Source organism: Micromonospora sp. DT41 (assembly GCF_049841715.1).
GTDB classification, from domain to species: Bacteria; Actinomycetota; Actinomycetes; order Mycobacteriales; family Micromonosporaceae; genus Micromonospora; species Micromonospora profundi.
In genome coordinates this window covers 308,302-334,795 of the sequence record NZ_JBNCKU010000010.1, presented here as the reverse complement: position 1 = coordinate 334,795, position 26,494 = coordinate 308,302, and the positions used below count along the sequence as shown (strand labels likewise).

Annotated in this window: 24 protein-coding genes and 1 pseudogene; 15 read left to right on the top strand and 10 right to left on the bottom strand. The window is 72.1% G+C overall.

Annotated features, from left to right (window positions below; translation table 11 throughout):
• Positions 1-71 precede the first annotated feature (71 nt).
• Together ACLQ23_RS20900 and ACLQ23_RS20895 are read right to left on the bottom strand one after the other, a co-directional pair.
• Positions 72-710, bottom strand: coding sequence for a response regulator transcription factor (locus tag ACLQ23_RS20900; protein WP_355588899.1), 639 nt, complete (start codon positions 708-710; stop codon positions 72-74).
• A complete protein-coding gene (locus tag ACLQ23_RS20895; RefSeq protein WP_355588901.1) occupies positions 707-1,903 on the bottom strand; it encodes a sensor histidine kinase in 1,197 nt (398 codons plus the stop codon). The genes ACLQ23_RS20900 and ACLQ23_RS20895 overlap by 4 nt, the downstream gene beginning before the upstream one ends.
• Before the next feature lie 146 nt (positions 1,904-2,049).
• Between ACLQ23_RS20895 and ACLQ23_RS20890 the strand changes: the two genes are divergently transcribed.
• Complete coding sequence (locus ACLQ23_RS20890) at positions 2,050-2,808, top strand: ABC transporter ATP-binding protein (RefSeq protein ID WP_355588903.1); 759 nt, start codon at positions 2,050-2,052, stop codon at positions 2,806-2,808.
• Entirely contained in the window at positions 2,805-5,336 is a 2,532-nt protein-coding gene (locus ACLQ23_RS20885) for an FtsX-like permease family protein (RefSeq protein WP_425880962.1), read from the top strand. Before ACLQ23_RS20890 ends, ACLQ23_RS20885 begins: the two co-directional genes overlap by 4 nt.
• A gap of 65 nt (positions 5,337-5,401) precedes the next feature.
• On the opposite strand, the gene ACLQ23_RS20880 is transcribed toward ACLQ23_RS20885, so the two are convergent.
• The gene (locus ACLQ23_RS20880; protein WP_355588907.1) at positions 5,402-5,824 is read right to left on the bottom strand and encodes a DUF2000 domain-containing protein; all 423 of its coding nucleotides are present in this window, start codon (positions 5,822-5,824) and stop codon (positions 5,402-5,404) included.
• Between the two features lie 49 nt (positions 5,825-5,873).
• Between ACLQ23_RS20880 and ACLQ23_RS20875 the strand changes: the two genes are divergently transcribed.
• On the top strand, positions 5,874-6,677 hold the full coding sequence (locus ACLQ23_RS20875) for a helix-turn-helix transcriptional regulator (protein WP_355588909.1): 804 nt from the start codon (positions 5,874-5,876) through the stop codon (positions 6,675-6,677).
• Positions 6,678-6,722: 45 nt separating this feature from the next.
• Here ACLQ23_RS20875 and ACLQ23_RS20870 read toward each other — a convergent pair whose 3' ends face one another.
• The 4 genes and pseudogenes from ACLQ23_RS20870 to ACLQ23_RS20855 form a co-directional block, all read right to left on the bottom strand.
• Positions 6,723-6,830: a hypothetical protein gene (locus ACLQ23_RS20870; protein ID WP_425880961.1), complete on the bottom strand. Its 108-nt coding sequence runs from the start codon at positions 6,828-6,830 to the stop codon at positions 6,723-6,725.
• Between the two features lie 127 nt (positions 6,831-6,957).
• Positions 6,958-7,200: pseudogene (locus tag ACLQ23_RS20865) on the bottom strand (transcriptional regulator); the annotation flags it as partial.
• Entirely contained in the window at positions 7,139-7,558 is a 420-nt protein-coding gene (locus ACLQ23_RS20860; protein ID WP_425880960.1) for a helix-turn-helix domain-containing protein, read from the bottom strand. The gene ACLQ23_RS20860 and the pseudogene ACLQ23_RS20865, both read right to left, overlap by 62 nt.
• 94 nt (positions 7,559-7,652) lie before the next feature.
• A complete protein-coding gene (locus ACLQ23_RS20855) occupies positions 7,653-9,077 on the bottom strand; it encodes an aldehyde dehydrogenase family protein (RefSeq protein ID WP_425880959.1) in 1,425 nt (474 codons plus the stop codon).
• A 340-nt stretch (positions 9,078-9,417) separates the two neighbouring features.
• Here ACLQ23_RS20855 and ACLQ23_RS20850 point away from each other — a divergent pair, with 340 nt between their 5' ends.
• Positions 9,418-10,998, top strand: a complete 1,581-nt coding sequence (locus tag ACLQ23_RS20850) for a DHA2 family efflux MFS transporter permease subunit (protein WP_355588915.1) — start codon at positions 9,418-9,420, stop codon at positions 10,996-10,998.
• Positions 10,999-11,056: 58 nt separating this feature from the next.
• On the opposite strand, the gene ACLQ23_RS20845 is transcribed toward ACLQ23_RS20850, so the two are convergent.
• Both ACLQ23_RS20845 and ACLQ23_RS20840 read right to left on the bottom strand, forming a co-directional pair.
• Positions 11,057-11,923, bottom strand: coding sequence for an alpha/beta fold hydrolase (locus tag ACLQ23_RS20845; protein WP_425880958.1), 867 nt, complete (start codon positions 11,921-11,923; stop codon positions 11,057-11,059).
• Between the two features lie 111 nt (positions 11,924-12,034).
• Complete coding sequence (locus ACLQ23_RS20840) at positions 12,035-12,979, bottom strand: RNA polymerase sigma factor (RefSeq protein ID WP_355588919.1); 945 nt, start codon at positions 12,977-12,979, stop codon at positions 12,035-12,037.
• A 187-nt stretch (positions 12,980-13,166) separates the two neighbouring features.
• On the opposite strand from ACLQ23_RS20840, the gene ACLQ23_RS20835 reads away from it, so the two are divergent.
• Positions 13,167-14,327, top strand: a complete 1,161-nt coding sequence (locus ACLQ23_RS20835) for a winged helix DNA-binding domain-containing protein (protein ID WP_425880957.1) — start codon at positions 13,167-13,169, stop codon at positions 14,325-14,327.
• 36 nt (positions 14,328-14,363) lie between these two features.
• The gene (locus ACLQ23_RS20830; RefSeq protein WP_425880956.1) at positions 14,364-15,110 is read left to right on the top strand and encodes a YqjF family protein; all 747 of its coding nucleotides are present in this window, start codon (positions 14,364-14,366) and stop codon (positions 15,108-15,110) included.
• A 71-nt stretch (positions 15,111-15,181) separates the two neighbouring features.
• Here ACLQ23_RS20830 and ACLQ23_RS20825 read toward each other — a convergent pair whose 3' ends face one another.
• Positions 15,182-16,159, bottom strand: a complete 978-nt coding sequence (locus tag ACLQ23_RS20825) for an aldo/keto reductase (protein WP_425880955.1) — start codon at positions 16,157-16,159, stop codon at positions 15,182-15,184.
• Positions 16,160-16,266: 107 nt separating this feature from the next.
• Here ACLQ23_RS20825 and ACLQ23_RS20820 point away from each other — a divergent pair, with 107 nt between their 5' ends.
• The 9 genes from ACLQ23_RS20820 (at position 16,267) to ACLQ23_RS20780 (ending at position 26,489) form a co-directional block, all read left to right on the top strand.
• Positions 16,267-16,617, top strand: a complete 351-nt coding sequence (locus ACLQ23_RS20820) for an ArsR/SmtB family transcription factor (protein WP_355588927.1) — start codon at positions 16,267-16,269, stop codon at positions 16,615-16,617.
• Positions 16,614-17,096, top strand: a complete 483-nt coding sequence (locus tag ACLQ23_RS20815; RefSeq protein WP_355632583.1) for an SRPBCC family protein — start codon at positions 16,614-16,616, stop codon at positions 17,094-17,096. The genes ACLQ23_RS20820 and ACLQ23_RS20815 overlap by 4 nt, the downstream gene beginning before the upstream one ends.
• A 137-nt stretch (positions 17,097-17,233) precedes the next feature.
• The gene (locus ACLQ23_RS20810) at positions 17,234-17,881 is read left to right on the top strand and encodes a cellulose-binding domain-containing protein (protein ID WP_425880954.1); all 648 of its coding nucleotides are present in this window, start codon (positions 17,234-17,236) and stop codon (positions 17,879-17,881) included.
• The gene (locus tag ACLQ23_RS20805; protein ID WP_425880953.1) at positions 17,817-18,620 is read left to right on the top strand and encodes a glycoside hydrolase family 5 protein; all 804 of its coding nucleotides are present in this window, start codon (positions 17,817-17,819) and stop codon (positions 18,618-18,620) included. Before ACLQ23_RS20810 ends, ACLQ23_RS20805 begins: the two co-directional genes overlap by 65 nt.
• Positions 18,621-18,863: 243 nt before the next feature.
• The gene (locus tag ACLQ23_RS20800) at positions 18,864-21,533 is read left to right on the top strand and encodes a carboxylate--amine ligase/circularly permuted type 2 ATP-grasp protein (protein WP_355632589.1); all 2,670 of its coding nucleotides are present in this window, start codon (positions 18,864-18,866) and stop codon (positions 21,531-21,533) included.
• Positions 21,534-21,628: 95 nt separating this feature from the next.
• A complete protein-coding gene (locus ACLQ23_RS20795; RefSeq protein ID WP_425880952.1) occupies positions 21,629-23,407 on the top strand; it encodes an N-acetylglutaminylglutamine amidotransferase in 1,779 nt (592 codons plus the stop codon).
• The gene (locus tag ACLQ23_RS20790) at positions 23,408-25,258 is read left to right on the top strand and encodes a S9 family peptidase (protein ID WP_355632577.1); all 1,851 of its coding nucleotides are present in this window, start codon (positions 23,408-23,410) and stop codon (positions 25,256-25,258) included. It begins immediately after the preceding gene.
• A gap of 60 nt (positions 25,259-25,318) precedes the next feature.
• Positions 25,319-25,861, top strand: coding sequence for a hypothetical protein (locus tag ACLQ23_RS20785; RefSeq protein WP_355588936.1), 543 nt, complete (start codon positions 25,319-25,321; stop codon positions 25,859-25,861).
• A gap of 73 nt (positions 25,862-25,934) precedes the next feature.
• Positions 25,935-26,489, top strand: coding sequence for a dihydrofolate reductase family protein (locus tag ACLQ23_RS20780; protein WP_355632570.1), 555 nt, complete (start codon positions 25,935-25,937; stop codon positions 26,487-26,489).
• Positions 26,490-26,494: the final 5 nt, after the last annotated feature.

The window sequence follows — 26,494 nt, the reverse complement described above, 5'->3', positions numbered from 1 at the left end:
GCCCCGACGCCGCCCAGCCGACAGGCCCCACGGCGTGTCATCCAACACCGTGAACGTTCGTGGTCAGAGCACTAGCTGACGAGGCGGCGCTCCCAGGCCCAGGCGGCGATCTCGACCCGGTTGCGGGCCGGAAGTTTCATCTGGACGCTTGCCAGGTGGGTCTTGACAGTGCCGACGGCGATGAAGAGCTGCGCGGCGATCTCGGCGTTCGTCAGGCCCCGGGCGACGAGTCGCACGACGTCGAGTTCCCGAGGTGACAGTCCGGCGTCGTCGTGCGGGAACGCGGGCGGGCTGAGGTGCTCCAGCAGACGTACCGTGATGGACGGGCTGATCAACGCGTCACCGGACACCGCCGCGCGGACCGCCTCCACGAGCAGCGCCGGGCCGGAGTCCTTGAGCAGGAAGCCGCAGGCGCCGTTGGAGAGCGCTGTGTGCACGTACTCGTCGAGGTCGAAGGTCGTCACCACGACGACCCGGATCGGATCGGCGACGCCCGGCCCGGCGAGCAGCCGCAGGGCTTCGAGGCCGTCGAGCCGGGGCATCCGGATGTCCAGCAACACCACGTCCGGGCGTAGCCGCCGGGCCAACTCGACAGCCTCGACCCCGTCGGCGGCCTCGCCGACCACAGCCATGTCCGACTGCGCCCCGATGATCATGCCGAAGCCGGTCCGCACCATCGCCTGGTCGTCGGCGATGAGCACGCGGATCACCGGGCCACCGCCGGGCGCAGCGGGAACGCGGCGTCGAGCACCCAGCCACCGGCGACACCGGGCCCGGCGGTGATCGTGCCGCCGAGGGCGCGTACCCGCTCGGTGAGGCCGAGCAGGCCGAAACCGTGCCCGCGGGCCGGGGCCGTGCGTGGGGTCGCGCCGTCGTCGGCCACCCGGACCAGCAACCAGTCCGGTGTACGGCGCACTGACACGTCCACCGATCGCGCGTCCGGGGCATGTTGGCGGGTGTTCGTCAGCCCCTCCATCACCACCCGGTACGCCGATGTCGACACCTCCACCGGCAGTCCCTCCAGGTCACCGTCGACGTGTAGCCGTGCCGGCGCGCTCGCCGTGCCGTTGAACCCGGACAGCAGAGGCGCCAGGTCCCTCACCCCGGCCAGCGGGGCCAGCGGCGCGTCCGGCGGAGCGTCCGGGTTCCGCAGGATCCCCACCATCCTCCGCATCGAGGCCATCGTCTCGGCACCGGCCTGCTCGATCTGCTCCAGGGCGACGATCACCCGACGCGGATCCTGCTCGGCGATGAACCGCGCACCCTGCGCCTGCACCACGATGCCTGTCACGTGGTGGGCGATGAAGTCGTGCAGGTCGCGGGCGAACTCCGCACGCTGTTCGGCCCTGACCAGGGCGATCGCCCGGGCCCGACCGGCGGCGAGCACCCGCAGGTAGAGCCCCACCCCGGCGGCGGCGACAGCCGCGAGCGCCTGGAGCAGTCCGAAGATCACGAGCAGGCTGTCGGTGCCGATGCGCAGCGGCATCGCCGCCACGGCGAGCCCGGCCAGCACCGCCGCCCACACGGCGAACCGGGGTGCGCCCCAGCGGCTCACCACGAAGACCACACCGATCAGCCCGGCCGACTCGGCCAGCCCCCAGGTGCGGGCGAACACGGTGCCGCCGGTGAGGACCACAAGCATTGCGGTCACGGTAAGTGAGGCGGTGGCGACTGCCAGAGCGGCCAGCGGCAGCCGGCGGGAGCCCAGCCGGTGCACCGGAAGCCAGAGCGGCACCGTCGCGACCGCCAACCCGGTCGGCACCAGCAGGAGCAGGAGAGCGGTCACTCCGAAGACATCCGACATGGTGGCCGTGACGTCGAAGAGAGCGAGCAGCCCGAAGACCAGGAGCCCGAGGGCCTGGGCCAGGCGTACCCACCAACGTCGAAGATCCGGGGCGCTCATGATGACCCAGCGTAGCCAGTCGGGTGGAGATGACAGATCAGCCGAAAGGCAGACCCGACGTCGGCGATACCCGGCTGCGGGCCGATGTGCCCACCTGCCCGTGGCGGCGACGCTTCCGGTGTCACATTGCAGCCACTGGAGGAACGATGACAACCCACGCCCTACCGGAGACCAGCCACGCCGCGGTCGCCGCCGTCAACCTGGTGAAGGTGTACGGCAGCGGCGACACCGCCGTCCGTGCCCTGGACGGGGTGTCGGTGGGCTTCGGCCGGGCCGAGTTCACCGCGATCATGGGCGCGTCCGGGTCCGGCAAGTCGACGCTCATGCACTGCCTCGCCGGCCTGGACACGGCAACCTCCGGCCGGATCCTGCTCGGCGGCACCGACCTCACCAGGCAGTCCGACCGTACGCTGACCCGGGTACGCCGCGACCGGATCGGGTTCGTCTTCCAGGCGTTCAACCTGCTGCCGCAGCTCACTGCCGCGCAGAACATCACCCTCCCGCTGGACCTCGCCGGCCGGGAGCCCGACCGTCAGCTCCTCGCGCACCTGGTGGGGGTGTTGGGCCTGGGCGACAGGCTCGGCCACCGGCCCAGCGAACTGTCCGGCGGCCAGCAGCAGCGGGTGGCACTGGCCCGTGCGCTTGTCGCACGTCCCGAGGTGGTGTTCGCCGACGAGCCGACCGGCAACCTCGACTCCCGATCCGGAGCGGAGGTTCTCGCCGTCCTGCGTGACTCGGTCCGCGACCTCGGACAGACGGTCGTCATGGTCACCCACGACCCGGTCGCCGCCGCGTACGCCGACCGGGTGGTGCTTCTCGCCGACGGCCGGCTCGCCGGTGAGATCGACAAGCCGAACCACGACTCGGTCACCGACGCGCTGCGTGATCTGGCGGCCCGCGCATGAGGGCGACAGTGCTGCGTACCCAGACGAGTGCCGCCGCCCGGCGGCCCGGACGGCTGATCCTGACCGGCCTGGCGATCCTCGTCGCGTCGTTCGTCGTCTTCGGCACCGTGCTGGTGCAGGGGATCAGCGAACGGACGGTACGGGACAACCTGAGCGGCACGCCGGCCGTCACCGACCTGGTGATCGGCAGCGTGAACCAGGCGCCACCCACAGTGGCGGACCTGACGCGGATCCGCGCCCTGCCCGGTGTGGCCGAGGCGGTGGGCCGGGTGTCGATCGGGGTGGCCGTCGACAAGACGTACCTCAACCTCCAGGCCGATCCGGGCGCCGGCCCGCTGAGCATCGTCACAGTCGTCGAGGGCAGCTACCCGGACCAGCCCGGGGAAATCGCTGTCACCCCTCGCACCGCCCAACGGGCGGGGCTCTCCGTCGGCAGCACCGTCAACGGCGAAGGCGGTGAACTCACAGCGCCCGCCCGCCTCGTCGTGACCGGCATCGTGGACACCAATGCCGACTCCGGCTACGACGCGTACGCCCCGGAGGGCGCCGTGACCTCGTGGGGACGCCTGAACACAGTGGATCGCGTCGATGTGCGGGTGGCCTCCGGAGAGTCGACAGAGGCCGTCCACCAGCGGGTGACCGCGGCGGTCCCCGGCCAGCCGATCCGCACCGGCGACGAGGTACGCCAGGCGGAGGCCAACGCTGCGGTAGACGAGGTCGGCACGGTCTTCATCCTGGTCGGCGTGTTCGTCGCGATCGCCGTCGTCGCGGCGGCGCTCGTGGTCACCTCCACCTTCCGCATCGTCTTCGCCCAGCGGATGCGGCAGCTCGCGCTGCTGCGTGCCGTCGGCGCGAGTCGAGGCACCCTGGTCAGGGCGATGACCGTCGAGGGGGCCCTGACCGGGTTCGTCGCTGGCCTCGTCGGAGTCGGCAGCGCCCTCGCCCTCGGGTACGCGGTGCCGGCGATCCTGCGCTCCGCCGGCCACGCCGTCTCGACGCCGCCCCCACCGCTGGTGGCGGCTGCCGCGGTGGTGCTCGGCGCCGTCCTGCTCACAGTCCTCGCCGTCCTGGCGCCGGCGCTGTCGGCCGCCCGTGTCTCCCCGCTGGAGGCGTTGCGGGCGGCGAGCACCACCGCAGGCCGGCGCGGCATCGGCGTCCTGCGCCTGGTGTTCGGGCTGCTCCTGGTCGTCGGCGCGGCAGTGGCAGCCGTCGCGACGATCAGCCAGTTGCCGAAGCCGGAGCAAACGACGTACGACCCGCTTCTGCCACTGCTCCTGCTTGTCGGGTCCGGCACGCTCGCGTTCTTCGCGCTCGTGGCCCTCGGGCCGCTGCTGGTGCGCCCGGTGCTGGCCGTGGTGGGCTGGCCGTTGCGCCAACTCGGGCCGCTCGGGCGGATGGCGGTAAGCGGGATCGGCGGTGCGCCGCGCCGGGCGGCAGCGGTCTCCGTCGTGGTGGCGCTCGGCGTGACACTGATCTCCGGGGTGGTGATCGGCGGCGCGTCGTTGCAGGTCCTCGCCGACCGCGAGATGGCGTTGTCGGCCCCCGCCGACTTCGAGGTCAACGGCGGCGGTGCGGCGCTGCCGGCGGACGTCGTGACCCGGGCCGAGGCGGCTGGTGGCGCTCTGGCGCGGGTGGTGCCGTACCGGCAGGTCGACGAGGTCACACTGATGCGCGGCGCCGACAAGCTCGGCGAGACCGAGTCCGGATACCCGGCCACCGACCTGGACCTGACAGCGTTGCCGACAAGCCGTGACCTGGACGTCGCCGAGGGCAGTCTCGCCGATCGCGGTCCCGGCGGAATCGTGCTCAACAACTGGGTTGCCCGGGACGCCGGTCTGCGGGCCGGCGACACCGTCACCCTCGCCCTCGCGGCGCGCAGGCTCGACGTACGGGTGGCGGCGGTCCTGCCCGGTGACGGTCCTCTGCACGCAGGTGTTCTCATCGACCCGGCCGATCTGGACCGGCTCGGTGTGCCGACCGCGTACACCGGTCTGCTGGCCGACGCGGCCGGGTCCGGTGAGGACGGTCGCACGGCCGGCGTACGGGCGCTGCGGGCCGCGATCGGCGACAGCGACAGCGTGGGCCTCGTGGTGCTCGCCGACGAGCGGGACCGCAACGACGAGGTGGTGCGCACCCTGGTCGGGATCGCTGTCGGTCTGGTCAGCCTGACCGTGCTGATCGCTGTCGTCGGCGTGGGCTCCACGACCGCGCTCTCGGTTGTCGAACGGGTACGCGAATCCGGGTTGCTCCGCGCGATCGGCCTGTCCCGGGCCGGTCTGCGCACGATGCTGACAGTGGAGTCCGGCCTCTACGGGGTGATCGGTGCGACCATCGGCCTGCTGCTCGGCGTCCCGTACGCCTGGATAGCGGTCCAGTCCCTGGGGATCAACGCACCGCTGACCGTACCGGTGCTGCCCCTGGTCGGGCTGTTCGTGACGCTGACCGCGCTGACCGCGCTGGCCGGGGTCCTGCCGGCCCGGCGTGCGTCGCGGGTCAGCCCGGTGGTGGCGCTGGGGGCCGATGGCTGAGCCCGCCCCGCCTGCCGCCGCGGGCCGGCGCCGAGGAATCGGCGCCGGCCCGCGGCGGGGTGCGGTCAGGGATGCATTGTCGCGCCCTTGAGCACCTTGTCGACCACTGTGCGCGGCCCGTGCAGGGCAAGCCCCACCAGGTCGAGCTTCTCGCGGCCGACCGCCTGCACCGCGGCCCGGTTGTCCCGGTCGTTCCCGGTGGTGAAAAGCTCGTGCGTGAAGATCGACAGGCGTAGCCCGCGGGTGAGCGCGCGAGAGTGCGCACTGGTAAGCGTGGCCCGGTCACCGGCGAAGACCAGCACGGGCTGACGGAACATCGGCAGGTACCGGGTGCCGTCCGCGTCGCGGTACTCCTCGCCGAGCAACTCCGGCTCGGCGTGCGCGACGCCGCTGACCAGGAAGGCGGTGACGTTCAGCCGCTGCCAGCCGGCCAGGTCGTTGCGGAGCAACACAGCGATCTTCGTGGGAAAGCGGATCGGTTCGGTCATGACGTCGAGCCTGCCCGCCCGGCGCCGCCGGGTCTTGTACGTTCTTAGCGTGGCCACCCGGGCGGCAGGCTCCCACGTCAGCGCGTGGCGACCCGCCGTCGCCGGGGTCACCGAGGTCTTCCACGCCCACTTCGTGGACCACGCGTACCCGCTGCACACCCACGACGTGTGGACGCTGCTGATCGTCGACGACGGCGCGGTCCACTTCGACCTGGACCGGCACCGCCACGGCGCGCTGCGGACGTCGGTCACCCTGCTCCCGCCGTACGTGGCGCACGACGGCCGCTCCGCCACACCGGGCGGCTTTCGCAAGCGGGTCCTGTACCTCGACACCACGGCGCTCGACGCCGAGCTGGTCGGCCGGGCGGTCGACCGTCCGGACCTCGCCGATCCGCAGCTACGGCACCGCATCCACCACCTGCACGAGGTGCTCGCCGCCCCGGGCGACGAGTTCGAGGCCGACAGCCGGCTGGCGCTTATCCTGGACCGGCTGCGCCAACGGTTACGGCTGAACTCTCCGGCCGGCGCGCAGCCGGCGGCGCACAGCCTCGCGACGCGGCTGCGTGAGCTGCTGGACGCCCGGACGGTCGAGGGCGTCACCCTGCGGGAGGCCGCCGAGCTGCTGCACGCCCACCCGACGCACCTGGTCCGTACGTTCACCCACGTGCACGGGCTGCCGCCGCACTCGTACCTGACCGGTCGCCGGGTCGAGCTGGCGCGTCGGCTGCTCCTCGCGGGGCAGCGGCCGGCCGAGGTCGCCGCCGCGACCGGGTTCTTCGACCAGGCTCACCTCACCCGGCACTTCCGGCGTCACCTGGGCGTCAGCCCGGCCCGGTACGGGTCGCCCCGGTGAACGGCCGCGCGCACGGCGACCGTCCGGCGCGTCGTGGACCGGGGGTCAGACGACCTGGGCGCCGATGACGGAGAGCAGCCGCAGTTTCTCGTCGCTCTCCGACCCGGGCACGGCCGTGAAGACCAGCAGCGTCTGGGACTGGTCGGGATCCACCAGGGTCTGACAGTGCAGCTCCAGTGCCCCGACCTCCGGGTGGAGGAAGCGCTTCGCCGGGCAGTAGCCGCCCCGGCACCGGGTGCTCCTGCCACCGCCGGGTGAACTCCGGGCTCCGGGCCAGCAGGTCGTCGACGATCGTCGCCGCCCGCGAACCCCTGCCATCCCGGGTGTACGCGGCGTGCAGGTGCGCCACGAGGAGGCCGCTCTGCGTCTCGTGGTCCTGCGCCGGGTGCCGTTGCCGCACCCGGGGGTCGGTGAACCAGCGGTGGTGCGCGCTGCGCGCCAGCCCGGTGTGCCGGGTCTCGTCACCGAGCAGCGCGATCGCCGGCGCGGTCTGGGCCAGGGTCTCGCCGAGGTGGTTGACCACCCTGGGCGGGGGTGTCCTGCAACCGGTCGAGGATCCGCATCATCCCCGGGTTGACGTGGTCGGCCCGGACCGACCGGTGCGGAACGGCGTGACCGGCGAGCTGGAAGAGGTGGTCCCGCTCAGCCAGGGAGAGCCGCAGGCCCCGGGCCAGCGCGGCGAGCATCTGGGCGGAGGGGTGCGGACCCCGCTGCTGCTCCAGCCGACTGTAGTAGTCGGTGGACATACCGCTCAACGTGGCGACTTCCTCGCGCCGCAACCCTCCGGTACGCCGGCGCTGGCCCCGGGGCAGCCCCACGTCCTCGGGCTGGAGCGCCTCGCGTCGGGTCCGCAGGAAACTGGCGAGTTCGGCGCGGTTCACGGCTGGCTTCTCCTTCACCCGGGCGGACCGGCGGGACCGGCACGTCGACTGCAACAGGCGTACCCTGGTGTGGTGTTCCGGGGTACCCGGCGACTCAGCGTTGGATGGACTTGATCTCCAGGAACTCCTCCAGACCGAAGCGGCCGAACTCCCGGCCGTTGCCGGACTGCCGGTAGCCGCCGAACGGCGCGAGCGGGTTCCAGTGGCCGGCGTTGACGTCGACCTGGCCCACGCGTAGCCGCCGGGCGACCGCCAGCGCGTGCTCCGGCTCTCCGAAGACGCCGCTGGTCAGCCCGTACAGCGTGCCGTTGGCGATGGCCACGGCCTCGTCCTCGTCGGCATACGGGATGATCGTCAGCACCGGGCCGAAGATCTCCTCCTGGGCGATCGCGGACGTCGGGTCGACGTCGGCGAAGATCGTCGGCTGGACGTAGGCGCCGTTCGGCAGGCCGGCGGGCCGGTCCGGGCCACCGAACACGAGGCGGGCACCGTCGGCGATGCCCCGTTCGATGTACCCGAGCACCTTCTGGCGGTGCGCCTCGGACGCCATCGGCCCGATCCGGGTGGTCTCGTCGGTCGGGTCGCCGACGGTGTGCTGCCGGGCCGCCTCGACGGCCAGTGCGACGACCTCGTCCTGCCGGGAGGCGGGCACCAGCATCCGGGGCCACGCGCCGCAGACCTGCCCGCCGTTGGCGAACGCCATCAGCATGCCCGTGGTGACCGCCGAGGGCAGGTCGGCGTCGTCGAGGATGATGGTCGCGCCCTTGCCGCCCAGCTCCAGCGTGACCCGCTTGACGGTGTGCGCCGCCACCTCGGAGATGCGTCGTCCGGCCCGGGTGGAGCCGGTGAAGGAGATCATGTCGATGTCCGGGTGGGCGGAGATCGCCTCACCGACGACCGCCCCGGTGCCGTACACCACGTTGAACACGCCCGCCGGTACGCCCGCCTCCGCGGCCACCTCGGCGAGGATCCGCGCGGTCAACGGGGCGTTCTCGGACGGCTTGAAGACCATCGTGTTGCCCGCGAGCAGCGCGGGCGCCAGCTTGGAGACGATCTGCTGCAGCGGGAAGTTCCACGGGGTGATCGCGCCGACCACGCCGATCGGCTCGCGGACGATCAGCGAGTTGCCGACCTCCTCGGTCCAGGCGAAGTCGTCGGCCAGGCCGGCCACGGACTCGATCACCGCGGCGGGGAAGGCGACCTGAGCGGTCCGGGACATCCCGATCGGGGAGCCCATCTCGGCGGTGATCACCGTCGCGATCTCCTCCTGGCGGGCGGCGAGACCGGCGCCCAGGCGGCGCAGCACCTCGGCCCGCTGCGCCGGGGCGGTCGCCGCCCAGTCGGGGAAGGTCGCCCGGGCGGCGGCGACGGCCCGGTCGACGTCGGCGGCGGTGCCGGCCGGGGTTTCGGCGACGACGTCGCCGGTCGCCGGGTTCACGACGGGAAGGGTGCCGGCCGAGCCGGCGAGTGTCTCGCCGCCGATCCAGTGGCCGGTGACGGTGTGGGTGGAAGTGGTCATGCACCGACCGTGGCACCGTCCCGAACCCCCAACCAGGTGCGGTTCATCCACGGATTCGCGGTCCCTGGCTGAGCCGCTGGGCCTCGGGTCGCCTGCCGTTCGCTGCTGGCAGACGGCTCGATCGCCTCGCCGACTGATCGACACCCCGACGACCGGCCGTAATCGGGCGACCGAACGGACTTGTCGCCGGTCGGCGTCACGAAACCCAGCGGCGCGACGTCACAACCGGCGGATAGTCTGCCTGCGCGCGTCGTCGCCCTGGTACGCCGCGCCCTGCGCCTGGTAGGCGCGGCACCGCCACCGCCGACCAACGCGTGTTCAACCGACCTCAGGAGAGTTTGTGACACAGCAATCCGTCGCGACCTCGGACAAGCTCGACGCCGCAGTTCTCAAGGTGGCAGGCGTCGTCGTCCTTGGCGCGATCATGTCGATCCTCGACGTGACGGTGGTAAGCGTTGCGCTGCCAACGTTCCAGAGCGAGTTCGACGCGACCTACGCGCGCGTCGCATGGACGATGACCGGCTACACGCTGGCGCTGGCCACTGTGATCCCGCTCAGCGGGTGGGCAGCCGACCGGTTCGGCACCAAACGCCTCTACATGGTGGCGCTCGCGCTGTTCACCATCGGGTCCGGGCTCTGCGCCACCGCCGACTCGATCGGCGAGCTGATCGCCTACCGCGTCCTGCAGGGCCTCGGCGGCGGCATGCTCATGCCGCTGGGCATGACCATCATGACCCGGGCGGCCGGGCCGCACCGGATCGGCCGGCTGATGGCAGTCCTCGGCATCCCGATGCTGCTCGGGCCGATCGGTGGCCCGATCCTCGGCGGCTGGCTGATCGACGTGGCGAGCTGGCACTGGATCTTCCTGATCAACCTGCCGATCGGTGTCGTCGCCCTCATCTACGCCCAGATGGCCCTGCCGAAGGACGCGCCCGAGCCGTCGGAGTCGTTCGACTTCCTCGGCATGCTGATGCTCTCGCCCGGCCTCGCCCTGTTCCTCTACGGCGTCTCGTCGCTGCCGGAGACGGGCACGTTCGCCGAGACCAAGGTGTGGGCGCCGATGCTCGTCGGCGGCGCGCTTGTGGTGGCGTTCGTGCTCTACTCCTTCAGGCCCCGGCACCCGCTGCTGGACCTGCGGCTGTTCCGCAACCGCAACCTGACCATCGCCTCGCTGACCCTGTTCGTGTTCATCATCGCGTTCATGGGCGCCGGCCTGCTGTTCCCGAGCTACTTCCTGCAGGTGCGCGGCGAGTCGACGCTTGCCGCCGGTCTGCTGATCGCACCCCAGGGGCTCGGCGCGATGCTCACCATGCCGATCGCCGGGACGCTCGCGGACCGGGTGCCCATCGGTCGCACCGTGCCGTTCGCGCTGGCGCTGATCGTGATCGGGTTCTTCAGCTTCACGCAGGTCGACGCGCAGACCTCGTACTGGGTGCTCGGCGCGTCGCTGTTCGTGATGGGTCTGGGCATGGGCGGCACGATGATGCCGATCATGACGTCGGCGCTGCGGACGTTGCAGGCGCAGGAGGTCGCGCGCGGCTCGACGCTCGTCAACATCCTCCAGCAGATCGGCGGCTCGGTCGGCGCCGCCGTCATGTCGGTGATCCTCACCAACGAGCTGAACGGCTCCCGGCCGATCCCGGGCGCGGTGGACCCGGACGGCAAGCCGATCACCGAGGCAGGGCTGGCCATCGCCGCCCAGCAGCGGCCGGAGCTGCTCCAGCAGATCCCGGTTGACCCGTCGATCATCGAGCGCGGGCTCGACTTCGCCGCGAAGTCGTTCGCCCACACGTTCTGGGTGGCGTTCGGGCTGGTGGTGCTCACGTTCATCCCGGCCGCCCTGCTGCCGCGACGGCGGCAGCGGGCGCAACTCGACAACGAGCAGGGGGAGCAGGCCAAGACGCCTGTCATCATCCACTGACCGACCGCACCGCCGCGCGCGACGCCCATCACGGTGTCGGGCGCGGCGGTGCGCCGTTTCAGCGGTGCAGCAGCTCCACCACAGCCTGAGTGAACTCCGCAGGCTGCTCGATGTGCCCGAAGTGCCCGCTGCGCTCGAGCAGCACCAGACGCGAATCCTTGAGCCCGTCGTGCAGCTGCTCGGCCCAGCGTGGTCCGCAGATGAAGTCGTACGTACCCACGATCACCACGATGGGCACGGTGATCTCACCGAGCCTGTCGCGTACGTCGAAGGGCGTGGGGTCCTGCGCGCCCGCAGGTGCCGCCGAGATCCGCACGGCGGCCTGGAACGGGGCGAACTCGTCCTGCCGGCCCCAGAAGTCGGCGAAGTAGGCAGGCACTGCGGCACGTAGCGCGGCACCCAACGTCTCGTCGTCGGTGGCGCCGCCGATCTGCCCGAAGGCAGCCGGGATCGCCGTCGCCTCCGGCCGGTCCGGGTACGCGCTGAGGTTGGCCATCGCCTCGCCCCAGAACTCGGCGCCGGTGACGGGCGAGGTGTCGTACAGGGCGAGCCCGGCGACCCGGTCCGGGTGCGCCAGCGCGTACCGCTGGACGACGAAGCCGCCGTGCGAGTGCCCGAGCAGGTGCACCCTGGGCTCGCCGAGGTCGTCGACGACGGCGGCGAGGAACCGGACGTACGTGTCGAGACGGTAGTCGGACGCGTCGTCGAGTCGCCCGGAGGCGCCCGTGCCGACCGGCTCGACGTACACCATCGTGAAGTGCTCTTCCAGGCGCGGCATCCGCAGGTAGGCCCATTCGATGCCGGGCCCGCCGGAGTGCGCCACGCAGATCGGGCCGGTGCCGACGACGTGGTAGACCTGCCGAACGCCACCGACGCTTATCTCGTGGCGTGTGAGCGTGCCGCCGTCGTGGCCTGTGAAACCCATGGGCTTGTCCCCGATCAATGAGCCGCGCGGCCGTGCCGCGCGGCAGGTGATGACTGGTCGCAGACCAGATGCGGCGGTCGGGAGGAAAGTTCGTCCGGTCGGGGAAATCTTTCAGACAAGCGCCGGTGGGTGGCCCCCGCGTGCCGGGACGGGGTGGAAGAGGGTGAGCCGGCGCACCCGGCCCGCCCGCAGCCTCTGCAACCACAGCGCCCCGGGAGGGCAGTGCTCCGGGTCGTCCGGCGGGCTGATCAGGTCGGTCTCCCAGATCAGCACGTCACCGCTTGCCACCACGTTGCGCAGCCGCTGACGTACCCCGGCGGTCAGGTCGCGGGTCATGCCGGCGACCGCCAGGTCACGGCCGCCGCGCCGGCCACCCGGCACGATCATCTCGGCGTCCGGCCACCAACTCTCCCGGACCACCTGGTCGAAGTCGCCGCGCATCGCCGTGGCGATCACGTCGCGGCCGTCGCGCCACCGGGCGTCGTTCGCGGCGGTGACGTCGGCCTGCGCCGCGGTCGCCGCCCTTCGCAGACCGCCGGCGAGCGCCCGGCGGGCGTGGTTGAGGCGGCTGCGGACGGTGCCGACCGGCACGCCGCAGACGGCGGCGATCTGCTCGTACGAGGACGCGTCGCTGAAATACCGCAGGAGGGTGACGAGCCGATCAGTTTCGGACAGCTGCCCGATGGCGTGCCACACCCAGTCGCGCATCGCGCCCCGGTCGAGCGCCTGCTCCGGGGTGGGTGTTTCGGCGGGGCCGGCGAACCACTCCGGCTCGGCGACCGGGACCGGGCGGGGCCGGCGCAGTGCCGTTCGACTGTTGTTGCGGACGATCATGCGTAGCCACGGGCCGATGGCGGCCGGGTCGCGGACGTCACCGATGCGACGCAGCGCGACGACGATGGCGTCCTGGACCGCGTCCTCGGCGTCGGGACCGTAGCCGAGCACGCTCACCGCTACGGCTCGCATTGCGGCTTCGTGACGGGCCAGCAGCGCGCCGAGCGCCGCCGCGTCGCCCGCCTGCGCGAGCAGGACCAGTTCCGCGTCACCCTGTGTCACGACCACGTCCCCCCGTGCGTCCCGCTTATGGCAGTTTGGGTGTTCTGGTCGGGCCGCATGCCCGTACCAGCGTACGGCGGGTGGTGGTGGGGCCAGCCGGTGCCGGCCGGGAACTGACGTACCCCGGCCATAGCGTGGGCGTCATGGGGATCCACGCTGACAGCCACGCCCGCCGCGGGAGCCTGCCGTGACCGATCTGGGCTGGGCGCAGGTGTCGGCCCGGCGTCTCGCCCGGCACGGGCTCTCGGCGCGGGCCGCACCCGAGTCACCACCGGGTGCCGAGGGCGTCGCCGATGTGGTGTCCGCGATGTGCGGCGCGCACGCCCAGGTCGCCTCCGCCGCCGAGCTGTCCATCGGCCTGCGGGTGCCCGGTGCCACCCGCGCCCTGGTGCGACAGGCGCTCTGGACGGACCGCACCCTGGTCAAGACCCGTGGACCGCGCGGGACGGTGCACCTGCTCGCCGCCGCGGACCTGCCGATGTGGATCGGCGCGCTCACCGCGATACCGGCTCCGTCGTGGGAGCAGAGTCGCCACCTGTTGACGTCCGAGCAGGCCGGGCAGGTCCTCGCCGCCATGGGTGACGCGTTGGCCGAGGCCGAGTTGACCACCGCCGAGTTGACCGAGGAGATCGTGGCCCGCACCGGCCCGTGGGCCGGTGAGCGGGTCATGGAGGCGTTCCAGGACCTGTGGCCCCGATGGATGGTTGCGATGTCGACCGCCAGCCGGGCCGGGGTGATCTGCTTCGGCCCGGCAAGGGGTCGCGCCATCACCTACACCAGCCCGACGCGCTGGCTTCCCGGCTTCACGCCGAGGGACGGCCGCGCCGCCCTGACCGATCTCGTCCGCCGATATCTGTTCGCCTACGGGCCAGCCACCCCGGCGCAGTTCGCCAAGTGGCTCGCGGCGCCGGTGCGGTGGGCCACGTCGCTGTTCGACTCCATCGACCTGGCCGAGGTGACAGTGGAGGGTACGCAGGCATGGGTGGCCGCCGACGACACCGACTTCCCGACCGACCCGCCGTCCGGGTTGCGGCTCCTGCCCTACTTCGACGCGTACGCGGTTGGCTGCCACCCGCGTGAGCGGCTCTATCCCGGCGTCGCGGCCGAGCGGGCGCTGGCTCGTGGCCAGGCCGGCAACTATCCGGTGCTGCTTGTCGACGGGGTGGTCTCCGGGGTGTGGCACCAACGCCGCTCCGGACGCACGATCCACGTCACTGTCGAGCCGTTGCAGGCGCTCGACCCGGGTCGGCTGCGGGAGTTGGAGGACGAGGTCGATCGGGTCGGCCAGATCCTGGAGGGCAGGGCGGCGCTGACCATCGGCACGGTGAGGGTCGGCCCGCACGCCTGATGCCAGCCCCGTGCGGGCCTGAGTCAGGATGGAAGCGTGGACATCGAGCCGGTCGACATCGCGCCCCGACAGTCGTTCCCCTGGGCGGTCCTACGGCAGCGCTGGGAGGACCTCACCTTCCTGCACTGGGCGGTCGCCCCGGAGACCGTCGCGCCGCTGCTGCCCGTCGGGACCCGGCCGGACACCATCGACGGCGTCACCTACGTCGGTCTGATCGGCTTCCGGATGGTGGGGCTGGGCTTCGGTCGCGGGCCGGCGGTGCCGTACTTCGGCACGTTCTGGGAGACGAACGTCCGGCTCTACTCGGTCGACGCCAACGGCCGGCGTGCGGTGGTGTTCCGGTCGCTTGACGCGTCCCGCCTCGTTCCCGTGCTTGTCGCCCAGGTGACGCTGCGTCTGCCGTACCTCTGGTCCTCGATGGGAGTGGACCGCGACGGTGACCGCCTCACCTACCGGTGCCGGCGACGCTGGCCCGGCCCGGCCGGCACGACGAGCCGGATTGTGGTTCGGGTGGGGGAGGCGATCGCCGAGCCGACGCCGCTTGAGCATTTCGTCACCGCCCGGTGGGGGCTGCACACCCGGGCGTACGGGCGCACGGTGCACCTGCCGAACTGGCATCCGCGCTGGCCACTGCACCGCGCCGAGCTGCTGCACCTTGACGACGAGCTGGTCACCGCCGCAGGGCTGCCGACACCGGCCGGGCCTCCGGTCAGCGTGCTGTATTCACCAGGCGTCGGGGTGCGGTTCGGCCCACCGGTGGACGCCGCCGCCCGGCCCGCCTGACGGCGGCGGCGGGGTCGGGCTGGTCGCGGACCAGTGTGGGCCGCGACCAGCCCGGCGCCGGGAGGCGATGGTCAGTAACGTCCGCCCTCGGGCGCGGGCAGGGCGTCGAGGTCGGCCAGATCCTCGGCGCTGAGCCGCACGTCGCCGGCCGCGCAGTTGTCCACAAGGTACTTCGGCGTCTTCGTGCCGGGGATCGGAATGACCTGCTCGCCCTGGGCGACCACCCAGGCGAGAGCGACCTGCGCGGGGCTGAGCCCGGCCCGGTCGGCGATCTCGCGGACCCGGGCGACGATGGCCAGGTTGGCGCGCAACGCGTCCTGTTGGAAACGCGGCAGGCCACGGCGGAAGTCGTCGGCGGGCAGGTCGTCGAAGGATGTGAACCGGCCGGCGAGGAAACCCCTACCCAGCGGCGAGAACGGCAGGAACGCGATGCCCTGCTGCGCGCAGTACGGCAGCACCTCGGTCAACGGATCACGCGTCCACAGCGACAACTCCGACTGCACCGACGCCACCGGGTGCACCGTCTGAGCCCGTACGATCTGCTCCACTGTCACCTCGGACAGCCCGATCTGCCGCGCCTTGCCCGCTGCGACGACCTCCGCCATCGCGCCCCAGGACTCCTCGATGGGCACCTGCGGGTCGACGCGGTGCAGCTGGTAGAGGTCGACGTGGTCGGTGCCGAGCCGGCGCAGGCTGGCGTCGATCGCCACGCGGATGTGCTCCGGTCGGCCGTCGTTGCCGATCTTCGGTGAGTTGCCGGGCCCTCCGGTGGGGGAGGTGGTCACCAGGCCGACCTTGGTGGCCAGGACGGCCCGCTCCCGGTGGCCGCCGGCCAGCGCCCGTCCCACAAGCTCCTCGTTGGTGTACGGCCCGTACACGTCGGACGTGTCGACAAGCGTGGCGCCCAGGTCCAGCGCCTGTCGGATCACGGCGATCGACGTGTCGTCGTCGCGGGGGCCGGTGATGTCGTATCCGTGGCTCATGCCCATGCACCCGAGGCCGATGACGCCGACCTCGGGTCCTGCACTGCCCAGCGTGGTGGCTCGCATGCGCCCTACGCTACGGCCGGTGCGGGCGTCCGGCGATCCGTGACGTGTCTTGGAGCGCAATTACTTAGGGCTTGACCTAAGTAATGCATCCGTGCATAGTTAGGCGCATGGCTAAGTATGTGGGGGAGGGCGGCGGCGTTCTCGACAGTGTGTTCCAGGCGTTGGCCGACCCCACCCGCCGCCAGGTCGTCGAGCGCCTCACCCAGGGGCCGGCCACGACCAGTGAGCTGGCTCGTCCGTTCGACATGGCGCTGCCGTCGTTCACCCAGCACCTGCACGTCCTCGAACAGTCCGGTCTGGTGACGTCGGAGAAGAAGGGCCGGGTTCGCACCTACCGGCTCGCGCCCCAGCCGCTGGAGCACCTCGACACCTGGCTCGCCGCGCAGCGCGCGCGGTGGACCCGACGCCTCGACCAACTCGACTCACTTCTCTACGACCTGAAGGAGCAAGAACGATGACCCTCTACACAGTGGACCCCGACCTCGATCTCGTCCTGGAGCGCACCGTCGACGTGCCGCCAGAGCTGGTCTGGCGGGCCTGGACCACACCCGAGCTGATCATGCAGTGGTTCACCCCGAAGCCGTGGTCGACAGTCGCCTGCGAGATCGACCTGCGGCCCGGCGGCAGATTCGACACGACAATGCGCTCGCCCGAGGGCGAGGAGTACCCGAACAGCGGCTGCATCCTGGTGGTCGACGAGGGTTCGACGCTGGTCTTCACCTCCGGCCTGGGGCCCGGCTTCCGTCCGCAGATCGCCCAGGACGGCTTCCCCTTCACCGCTGTGGTGCGGATCGAGCCGGACGGCGCGGGCACGAAGTACACAGCCACCGCGATCCACGCCGACGCGTCGGCGAAGAAGTCGCACGAGGAGATGGGCTTCCACGAAGGATGGGGCGCTGCGCTGGACCAACTCGTCGACCTCATGAAGGTGCGCTGAGCGGCGTACACCGCTCAGCTGGTCCCGGCGAGCGGGAGATCGGCCGCACGCCTTGAATGCATCGTGGAAGATCGATATTGTCGGCTCTGGCGCCGCCCCGCCTCAGACCATCACCGTCGATCCGAAGCGGGTTCAGCATGCGCACACTGAGACTTGTCACGTCGCTGGCCGTCGCCGGCCTGATAGCCGGCACGGTGGCGATCGCGGCCACGCCGGCGAGTGCGGCGACAGCCGTGTTCTCCGTGACGAACAGTTGGGGCAGTGGCTACCAGGGCCAGGTCACTGTCACCAACAACACGTCGGCACAGATCACCAGCTGGCGCGTCGAGTTCGACCTGCCAGCCCCCTCCAGCATCAGCCAGTCGTGGAACGCGCAGCAGACGACCTCCGGCAGCCGCTACACCTTCACGAACGTGTCCTGGAACGGCACCCTGGCCGCCGGGGCGTCGACGTCGTTCGGCTTCCTCGTCGACGGCTCCGGCACCCCCGTCAACTGCACTGTCAACGGTGCGGCCTGCGCCGGCGGCCCGCCTCCGACGCCCACCACTCCCGCGCCGACCACTCCGGCGCCCACGACACCGCCACCGACCACCCCGCCCCCCACGACGCCGCCGCCCACGACCGGCACGCCCGTCGAGCGGCACGGGCAGCTGCGGGTGTGCGGCACGACGATGTGCGACAAAGTCCGGCGCGCGTGTGCAGTTGCGGGGCATCAGCAGCATGTGGCTCAACTGGGAGACCGCCCCGTACGCCGAGAACCTGTCCGCGCTGACCTGGATGCGTGACAACTGGAAGCTTCAGGTGATCCGCGCGGCGATGGGCGTGGAGCCGGCCGGCGCGTACCTCAGCGACCCGACCAGGGCGCGTAACCAGGTGGAGACCATCATCAACAACGCGGTCAGCGCCGGGGTGTACGTGATCGTCGACTGGCACGCGCACGAGGCGCAGAACAACCAGTCGCAGGCGGTGGCGTTCTTCGGTGACCTGGCCCGCCGCTACGGCCACCTGCCCAACGTCATCTGGGAGCCCTACAACGAGCCGTTGCAGGTGAGCTGGACGAACGTCATCAAGCCGTACCACCAGGCTGTCGTCTCGGCGATCCGCGCCGCCGACCCGGACAACATCGTGGTGCTCGGCACCCCGACCTGGTCGCAGGACGTGGACGTCGCGGCTGCCAGCCCGGTCTCCGGCACCAACCTGATGTACACGCTGCACTTCTACTCGTGCACCCACGGCGCGTCGCTGCGCGCCAAGGGTGACGCGGCGATCCGGGCCGGCCTGGCGCTGTTCGTCACGGAGTGGGGCGCCAGCCACGCCGACGGTGGTCTCGACGGCCGGGCCTGCCTGCCGGAGGCGCAGTCCTGGATCGACTGGATGAAGGCGAACGGCATCTCCTGGACGGCCTGGAAGCTCGACGTCGGCACCGACACCACGAACCTGCTCAGCCCGGGTGCGCCGGTGACCGGCGGATGGGACAACTACCTGCACGGCCACGCGCCGTTCGTGGTCGCCAACATGAGATGACCCCGACCGCGAACACGCGCGATCGACGGTAGGCGTCGTTGCGACATGCCGGTGAGTCAGAGTGATGACTCACCGGCATGTGCCGTTGGCACGGCGGGGTCGACCCGGGCGGTGCCCGCAGCGTGCCGCCGAGCGGCCGGGCAGAACGGTGCGTCACCTTAACGCGCCGGAAACACCTCCGGTACCAATCCTGGGAACGCTCGTCGGACAAGTCGACACACCGATACGCGAACCGGGGTGACCATGGTCGAGAACACCACGAACGCGGCGACGTTCGACGGGCCGCTGGGCCGGTCCGGCAACGGCCGGGCGGTGCCCGCATCCCGTGCCCAACCGGTCATGCAGGTCGACGACAGCGACCCGGCGGACCTCGCCACCATCGGTGTGGAGGAGGAGTTCCATGTCGTCGACCTGCACACCCGCGAGTTGGTGCCGCGTGCGGGAGAGCTGCTCGACCGGCTGCCGGCCGCGTCGTTCACCGCGGAACTGCACCGCAGCGTGGTGGAGACCAACACCGCTGTCTGCCGCACCCTGGACGAGATCCGCGCCGAGCTGACCCGCCTGCGCCAGTCGGCCGTCCAGGTCGCCGACCGGGCCGGGCTGGGCATCGTGGCGGCCGGCACCGTGCCGCTGCGCGCCGACGGCGACCCGAGTGTCACCCCCACCTCCCGCTACCGGCGGATGCTCGACGAGTACCAGATGCTCGCGCGGGAGCAGTTGATCTGCGGTGCGCAGGTGCACGTCGGTGTGTCGGACCGGGATCTGGCGGTGGCCGTCACCCGGCGGGTCCAGCCGTGGCTGCCGCTGCTGCTGGCAGTGTCCACCAGTTCGCCGTACTGGATGGGGCAGGACAGCGGCTACGCGAGCGTCCGCTCGCTGGTCTGGCAGCGCTGGCCCACGGCCGGCGACCCGGGCGAGGTGACAAGCGCGGCCGACCACGAGGCGCTTGTCGCCGAGCTGATCTCCTCGGAGACCATCACCGACCCTGCCATGATCTACTTCGATGTGCGGCCGTCGGCGCACGTGCCCACAGTGGAGCTGCGCATCACCGACGCCAACTCCGACGTTGACATCATCGTCCTGCTCACCGGCCTGTTCCGGGCGTTGGTCCGCCGGGAGGTCGCCGCGCTGCGCGCCGGCGTCGAGCGCACCGCCGTACGTCCGCCGGTGCTGCGCGCCGCCGTGTGGCGGGCCGCCCGCTCCGGGTTGGAGGGCGACCTGCTGGACCTGCCCCGCTCGGCCCGGCCGGTGCCGGCCGCCGAGGCGGTACGTCGACTGGTGACCGACCTGCGCCCGCAACTGGAGGCGACCGGGGACTGGGAACAGGTGAGCGAGCTGACCCGTTACGCGCTGGCGCGCGGCAGCTCGGCGGCCCGGCAGCGGCGGGCCTACGAGCGGCGGGGTCGACTGGCCGACGTTGTCGACCTGCTGCTCGACGAGACCAGGGGCCGCACGGGCGCCCCCGGCCCGGGTGCACCGCCACCGCCGGCCCTGCCCACGTACGTCGACGCCGGCGACGAGGTCTTCGGCCCGGACGGACCGGAGCCGGCGTACCGGCCGCTGCTTGACGCCCTGCGCGGCCTGGGCACCGTCGGTCTGCGCCAACGCGAGCACGACCGCGACGAGGAGCAGCGCGCCCGGGGTGTGACCTTCAGCGTGGCCGGTGAGGCGAGCACCCGGCTCTTCCCTGTCGACCTGATGCCCCGGGTGGTGCCCGCCGCCGACTGGAGCGCGCTGCGCAGCGGCCTGGTGCAGCGGGCCCGCGCCCTCGACGCCTTCCTGCGTGACGTCTACGGCGAGCGGGCGGTGGTGGCCGACGGCGTGGTGCCGGCCTGGGTGGTGGAGTCCTCACCCGGCCTGCGCCCCACCGGCGCGCTCATGGGCCGCCGCCGCACCCGCGCCCAGGTGTCCGGCACGGATCTGGTGCGTGACCCCGACGGCGGCTGGTACGTGCTGGAGGACAACCTGCGGGTGCCCTCGGGTCTCGGCTACGCGGTGCAGAACCGCAGGCTGACCCGGGCGGTGCTGCCGGAGCTGCCGGTGCCCGACGACCTGCTGCCCGCCGACGAGACACCCGCGATGCTGCACCGGGCGCTGCTCGCCGCCGCGCCCGCCGCCGCCGACGACCCCGCAGTGGTGGTGCTCAGCAGCGGCTCCGGCGACCCGGCGTGGTTCGAGCACCGGCTGCTCGCCGACGAGATGGGCGTGCCGCTGATCGGGAGCAGCGACCTGCTGGTGGAGGACGGGCGGGTGTGCCTGGTACGCGAGGGCCGCCGCAGCCAGGTCGACGTGATCTACCTGCGGATGGACGAGGAGGCGCTGCTGCACGCGCCGGGCGCCGACGGGGTGCCGCTGGGCTGGCCACTGCTCGCCGCCGTGCACGCGGGGCGGCTCAGCCTTGCCAACGCGCTCGGCAACGGCGTCGGCGACGACAAGGCGCTGTACGCGTACGTGCCGCAGCTCATCGAGTACTACCTGGGGGAGAAGGCGCTGCTCGCGGACGTGCCGACGTACCTGTGCGGGCTGCCCGAGCAGCGCGCCGAGGTGCTCGGCCGGCTGGGGGAGTTGGTGCTCAAGCCCGTCGACGGGTACGGCGGGGACCGCGTGGTGATCGGTCCGCGCGCCGAGGCGGAGGAGTTGGACGCCGCCCGGGAGCAGATCCTCGCCGCGCCGCACCGGTGGATCGCCCAGGAGGTGATCTCGTTGACCACCCACCCGGTGTTCGACGGCACCGCCCTCGCACCTCGGCACGTCGACCTGCGGGCGTTCGTCTTCCTCGGTGACACGGCCGAGGTGGCGCCGGTGGCGCTGACCCGGGTCGCACCGGCCGGCAGCATGATCGTCAACTCGTCCCGTGGCGGTGGGTCGAAGGACACCTGGCTGCTCGGCGGAGCCGGTCAACCGCCCGCGTAACCCACGCTTGACCTTGACGTCATCGGGACGCAACCAGGCCGGCCAAACCTGGACCGGTCAGCGGCCGAGCGACCCGAGCCGATGAGAGGTGAACCATGTGCGGTATCGGAGGCGAGTTCCGGCTCGACGGGGCGCCGCCGGACATGGCGGCCGTCGAGCGGATGCTTCCCGCCCTCGCCTCCCGGGGCCCGGACGGCGAGGGGCGGTGGCGGCAGGGGCCGGCGGCGCTCGTGCACCGCAGGCTGCGCATCATCGACCTGTCCGACGCCGGCTCCCAACCGATGGTCGACCCCGAGCTGGGCCTGGCCCTGGTCTTCAACGGCTGCATCTACAACTACCGGGAACTGCGTGACGAGCTGACCGCCGCCGGCTACTCCTTCCGGTCCACCTCGGACACCGAGGTGATCATCAAGGCGTACCACAGGTGGGGGACGGCCTGCGTCGAGCGGTTCTACGGGATGTTCGCCTTCGCCCTTGTCGACCTGACCACGTCCACGCTGGTGCTGGCCCGCGACCGGCTCGGCATCAAGCCGCTCTACCTCGCCGAGACGCCGGGCCGGATCCGCTTCGCCTCGACACTGCCGGCGCTGCTCGCCGCCGGTGACGTGGACACCGACCTCGACCCGGTGGCACTGCACCACTACATGAGCTTCCACTCGGTCGTGCCGCCGCCGCGCACCATCCTTGCCGGCGTCCGCAAACTGCCCCCGGCGACCGTACGCGTGATCACCGGCGACGGCCGCAGCACCGACACCGTCTACTGGCGGCCGGAGTTCACCCGCGCGGCAGCCCCGCCGATGTCCGCAGACGAGTGGCAGGAGCGGATCATGTCCGCGCTGCGCACCGCCGTACGTCGCCGGATGGTCGCCGACGTGCCTGTCGGCGTGCTGCTCTCCGGCGGCATCGACTCCAGCCTGATCGTCGCCCTGCTGGCCGAGCAGGGCCAGACCGGGCTGGCGACCTTCAGCATCGGGTTCGAGGCGAGGGCGGGGGAGAGCGGCGACGAGTTTCACTACTCCGACCTGGTGGCCCGCGAGTTCGGCACCGACCACCAGCAGATCCGCATCGGCGGCGACCGGTTCGTGCCGGCCGTACACGCGGCCATCGGGGCGATGAGCGAGCCGATGGTCAGCCACGACTGCGTGGCGTTCCACCTGCTCTCCGAGGAGGTGTCGCAGCGGATCACGGTGGTGCAGTCCGGTCAGGGCGCCGACGAGATCTTCGCCGGCTACGACTGGTACCCGCCGATGGCGAACGTGGCCCGCGAGGACGCCGTCGAGGCGTACGCCAGGGTGTTCTTCGATCGTCGCCACGACGCGCTCGCCGACCAGTTGGCACCCGAGTGGATGCTCGACCACGACGCCAGCCTGGAGTTCGTCACCGCGCACTTCGCCGCGCCGGGCGCGGACACCGCGCTGGACGCGGCGCTGCGCCAGGACAGCCTGGTGATGCTCGTCGACGACCCGGTCAAGCGGGTGGACAACATGACGATGGCCTGGGGGCTGGAGGGGCGGGTGCCGTTCCTCGACCACGAGGTGGTCGAGCTGGCCGCAGCCTGCCCGCCGGCGTTGAAGCTGGCGCACGGCGGCAAGGGCGTGCTGAAGGCGGCGAGCCGGGGCATCGTCCCGGACGAGGTGATCGACCGTCCGAAGGGCTACTTCCCCGTGCCCGCGATCCGGCATCTCTCCGGCCCGCTGCTCGACGACGTCCGCGACGCGCTGACCGCGCCGCCGGCACGCGACCGGGGTCTGTTCCGCAAGGACTACCTGGAGGAGTTGCTTGACGCGCCGAACGCCCGGCGGACCACGTTGGGTTCGAACGCGCTCTGGCAGCTCGGGCTGCTGGAGCTCTGGTTGCAGCGGATCGGGGTTTAGATGAGCGCACGGACCGAGGCGCCGCGCACCACCCGCCGGGGCCGCCCGACCGGTCGCCGGCTGCTGCCGTCGCCACCGGCCGGCGAGGACTTCGCCAGCGCGCCCTCCCCGGATGGCAGGCGGGTGGCGTTCCTGTCCGACCGGGCCGGAACGCCCGGCGTCTGGGTCCGCGACGTGGACGCCAGCGAAGCGGTCGCGGTGCCCACCGGCGACGAGCCGGTCCTGGCGGTGAGCTGGTCGCCGGACGGGCAGTGGCTTGCCTGCGTCGTCGCGCCCGGCGGGGCGCCCCGCACCGAGCTGTGGGTGCTGCGCCCCGACGGCACCTGCCGCCGGCAGGTCGCCGGCTTCGGCCGCCGCAGCGCGTCGGTGTCCGGGTGGTTGCCCGGCGGTGCGCTGATGGCCGTCACCGAGACCGCAGACCGGGGTACGGCCCTGCTGATCGACGCGGGGACCGGGCAGCGGCAGGTGCTGGTCGAGGACGACCTGCTCACACTGCTTGACGTCACAGCGGATGCCGGCGCCGCCCTGCTGCGTCGAGGCCCGCGCAACGCCCGCTGGCTGGAGGTGCTGGACGTGGCGACCGGCGAGCGGCGGCGGCTGCTGCCGGACACCGGCCGGGGCAGCACCGACCAGGGCTGGTTCGGCCGGGACGGCACGAGCGTGCTGGCCCGCACCGACGCATTCAGCGAGCTGGCAACGCTCGTGCGGGTCGACCTGACGCGGGACGAGCTGGCGCCGGTGCGGCTCGCCGGACGACCGGACGCCGAGCTGGAGCACGTGGCGGTCAGCGCCGACCGGGGTCGCGCCGCGCTGCTGTGGAACACCTACGGCGGGCGCAGCGAGCTGAGCCTGCTCGACCTGGCCGGTGGCGTGCAGCGGGCCGTCGCGGCCCCGGGTGAGGTGCTCGACGGCGCTGTCTTCGCCGCCGGGGGCGACCTGCTCTGCGTCACCGCGCAGGGGCCGGTGCAGCCCCGGGAGGTCTGGTTGGTCGACCCGGTGACAGCCGCGCCGCGTCCGCTGCGTCCGGACGCCGCCGCCACGCGCGCCGGCGGTGGTGGAGTCGCGCCGCAGTTGGTCGACCTGCGGGCACGCGACGGGATGCCGCTGTCCGGCTGGCTGTACCGGCCGCCCGGCCCCGGCCCCTGGCCGACGGCGATCAGCCTGCACGGTGGCCCGGAGGCACAGGAACGCCCCTGCTACAACCCGCTGTTCCAGGCCCTCGTCGCGCAGGGCGTCGCGGTCTTCGCGCCGAACGTGCGCGGCTCGTCCGGCTTCGGGCGTACCTTCGTCGCCGCCGACAACCTCGCCGGCCGGTACGGCGCCATCGCCGACGTGGCAGCGTGCGCTGACTTCCTGCTCGACAGCGGCGTTGCCCGGCCGGGCCAGCTGGGCTGCCTGGGCCGCTCCTACGGTGGCTACCTGGTCCTCGCGGTGCTCGTGAACTTCCCCGGCCTGTTCGCCGCCGGGGTGGCCGAGTGCGGCATCTCCGACTTCCGGACGTTCTTCGCAGGCACCGAGCCGTGGATCGCCGCCGCCGCCGTCAGCAAGTACGGCGACCCGGTGCGCGACGCCGAGCTGCTGCGGGACCTGTCACCGATGACCCACCTGGACCGCCTCGACGTGCCGGTGCTGCTCATCCACGGCGCCAACGACACGAACGTGCCGGCCGGCGAGTCGGCGCAGGTGGCGCAAGCTCTCGCCGCTCGCGGCGTACCGCACGGTCATCTGGTGCTGGCCGGCGAGGGGCACGACTTTCTGGCCCGCGACAACGCCGAGGCGGCCCGCACTGCCACCACCGCGTGGCTGGCCCGGCACCTCGCCGCGTCCGCGCCCGTGCCCGCTGTCGGCTGAGGCGTCCCGGCAGCCCGCCGCGACCGTGGCCGCCGTCGGTCGAGGCGTTATCCTGCGCCGGTGGACGTCACGGAGCAGGGCGAGCGGCTGGCCGCGGACCTGGGCCGCTGGCTGGACGATCTGACGTTCGTCGACCTGGACACCGACGAGGTCACCGCACGGGTCATCGACTCGGTCGTGCGCTGGGCGCAGGCGCAGGGTTGGCGGGTCTACCGGCGGGCGCCGAGCGTGGTGCCGCTACCGCCGCCCATGCAGGAGCGGCACTCAGTTCTCGACGTGGCGTGCGCCCGCCCGGACGGCCCGCCGGTAGTCGTGGAGGTCGACCACACCGACCGGGCGCGGACGGTGCAGAAGCTGCGGGCGGAGGCGGACGCCGGGCGGATCCCGATCTGGGTGCGCTGGGGCGTCGGACGCTTCACCGCACCGCCACCGCCGGTGCGGATGGTGACGGTCGAGGTGACCCGGCGCGCCGGGCCGGCAGGGCGCGGACGCCTGCACAGCCGCATCAGCGACCGTCCCGCGCCGGCCCACTCCGCCGGCGGCGGCACGGCGGCCACGCAGGCGCTGCCGATCCCGCTCACCGACCCGGGTAAGGGCACCTGAAGCGAATCGTAAGCGGCGGACGGCACAGTCCTGGTTGTCACCGGAGAAGACGACCGACAGCCAGGAGAATCCGATGCGCAAGCTCATCAACTCGACATACGTCACCCTCGACGGTGTCATCGAGAACCCGACGTGGACCATGCCGTACTTCGACGAGGAGGCCGCCGCCTTCGCCGGTTCGCAGACGGACGAGGCCGACGCGATGCTGATGGGCCGGGTCACCTACGACGGCATGTCCGTGGCCTGGCCGCAGCGGGACGAGAGCGACCCGAGCACTGGTGCTGCCTACTTCAACAACGTCAAGAAGTACGTCGCCTCGACCACCCTCACCAACCCCACCTGGAACAACACGGAGGTGCTCCAGGGCGATCTGGTGCAGGAGGTCACCCGGCTCAAGGCCCAGGACGGCCACAACATCATCCAGTACGGCTACGGCTCGGTCACCGCGCAACTGGTCCGCGCAGGGCTGGTGGACGAGGTCCGGTTCTGGATCTGCCCGGTGCTCCAGGGAGGCGCCAGCCTCACCGTGCCGCTGAAGGACGTCCGGGCGTCCTTCGAGCTGATCGGCACCCGTGTGCACAAGAGCGGCGTCATCATCGCCACGTACCGACCGGGGACGGCCGCCTGACCCGC

What these genes read in the sequence shown, in the direction of transcription:
- ACLQ23_RS20895 (WP_355588901.1), bottom strand. Translation starts at nt 1,903, where the DNA reads ATGAGCGCCCCGGATCTTCGACGTTGGTGGGTACGCCTGGCCCAGGCC.
- ACLQ23_RS20890 (WP_355588903.1), top strand. Translation starts at nt 2,050, where the DNA reads ATGACAACCCACGCCCTACCGGAGACCAGCCACGCCGCGGTCGCCGCC.
- ACLQ23_RS20885 (WP_425880962.1), top strand. Translation starts at nt 2,805, where the DNA reads ATGAGGGCGACAGTGCTGCGTACCCAGACGAGTGCCGCCGCCCGGCGG.
- ACLQ23_RS20880 (WP_355588907.1), bottom strand. Translation starts at nt 5,824, where the DNA reads ATGACCGAACCGATCCGCTTTCCCACGAAGATCGCTGTGTTGCTCCGC.
- ACLQ23_RS20855 (WP_425880959.1), bottom strand. Translation starts at nt 9,077, where the DNA reads ATGACCACTTCCACCCACACCGTCACCGGCCACTGGATCGGCGGCGAG.
- ACLQ23_RS20845 (WP_425880958.1), bottom strand. Translation starts at nt 11,923, where the DNA reads ATGGGTTTCACAGGCCACGACGGCGGCACGCTCACACGCCACGAGATA.
- ACLQ23_RS20825 (WP_425880955.1), bottom strand. Translation starts at nt 16,159, where the DNA reads ATGCGAGCCACCACGCTGGGCAGTGCAGGACCCGAGGTCGGCGTCATC.
- ACLQ23_RS20820 (WP_355588927.1), top strand. Translation starts at nt 16,267, where the DNA reads ATGGCTAAGTATGTGGGGGAGGGCGGCGGCGTTCTCGACAGTGTGTTC.
- ACLQ23_RS20815 (WP_355632583.1), top strand. Translation starts at nt 16,614, where the DNA reads ATGACCCTCTACACAGTGGACCCCGACCTCGATCTCGTCCTGGAGCGC.
- ACLQ23_RS20810 (WP_425880954.1), top strand. Translation starts at nt 17,234, where the DNA reads ATGCGCACACTGAGACTTGTCACGTCGCTGGCCGTCGCCGGCCTGATA.
- ACLQ23_RS20805 (WP_425880953.1), top strand. Translation starts at nt 17,817, where the DNA reads ATGTGGCTCAACTGGGAGACCGCCCCGTACGCCGAGAACCTGTCCGCG.
- ACLQ23_RS20800 (WP_355632589.1), top strand. Translation starts at nt 18,864, where the DNA reads ATGGTCGAGAACACCACGAACGCGGCGACGTTCGACGGGCCGCTGGGC.
- ACLQ23_RS20795 (WP_425880952.1), top strand. Translation starts at nt 21,629, where the DNA reads ATGTGCGGTATCGGAGGCGAGTTCCGGCTCGACGGGGCGCCGCCGGAC.
- ACLQ23_RS20790 (WP_355632577.1), top strand. Translation starts at nt 23,408, where the DNA reads ATGAGCGCACGGACCGAGGCGCCGCGCACCACCCGCCGGGGCCGCCCG.
- ACLQ23_RS20780 (WP_355632570.1), top strand. Translation starts at nt 25,935, where the DNA reads ATGCGCAAGCTCATCAACTCGACATACGTCACCCTCGACGGTGTCATC.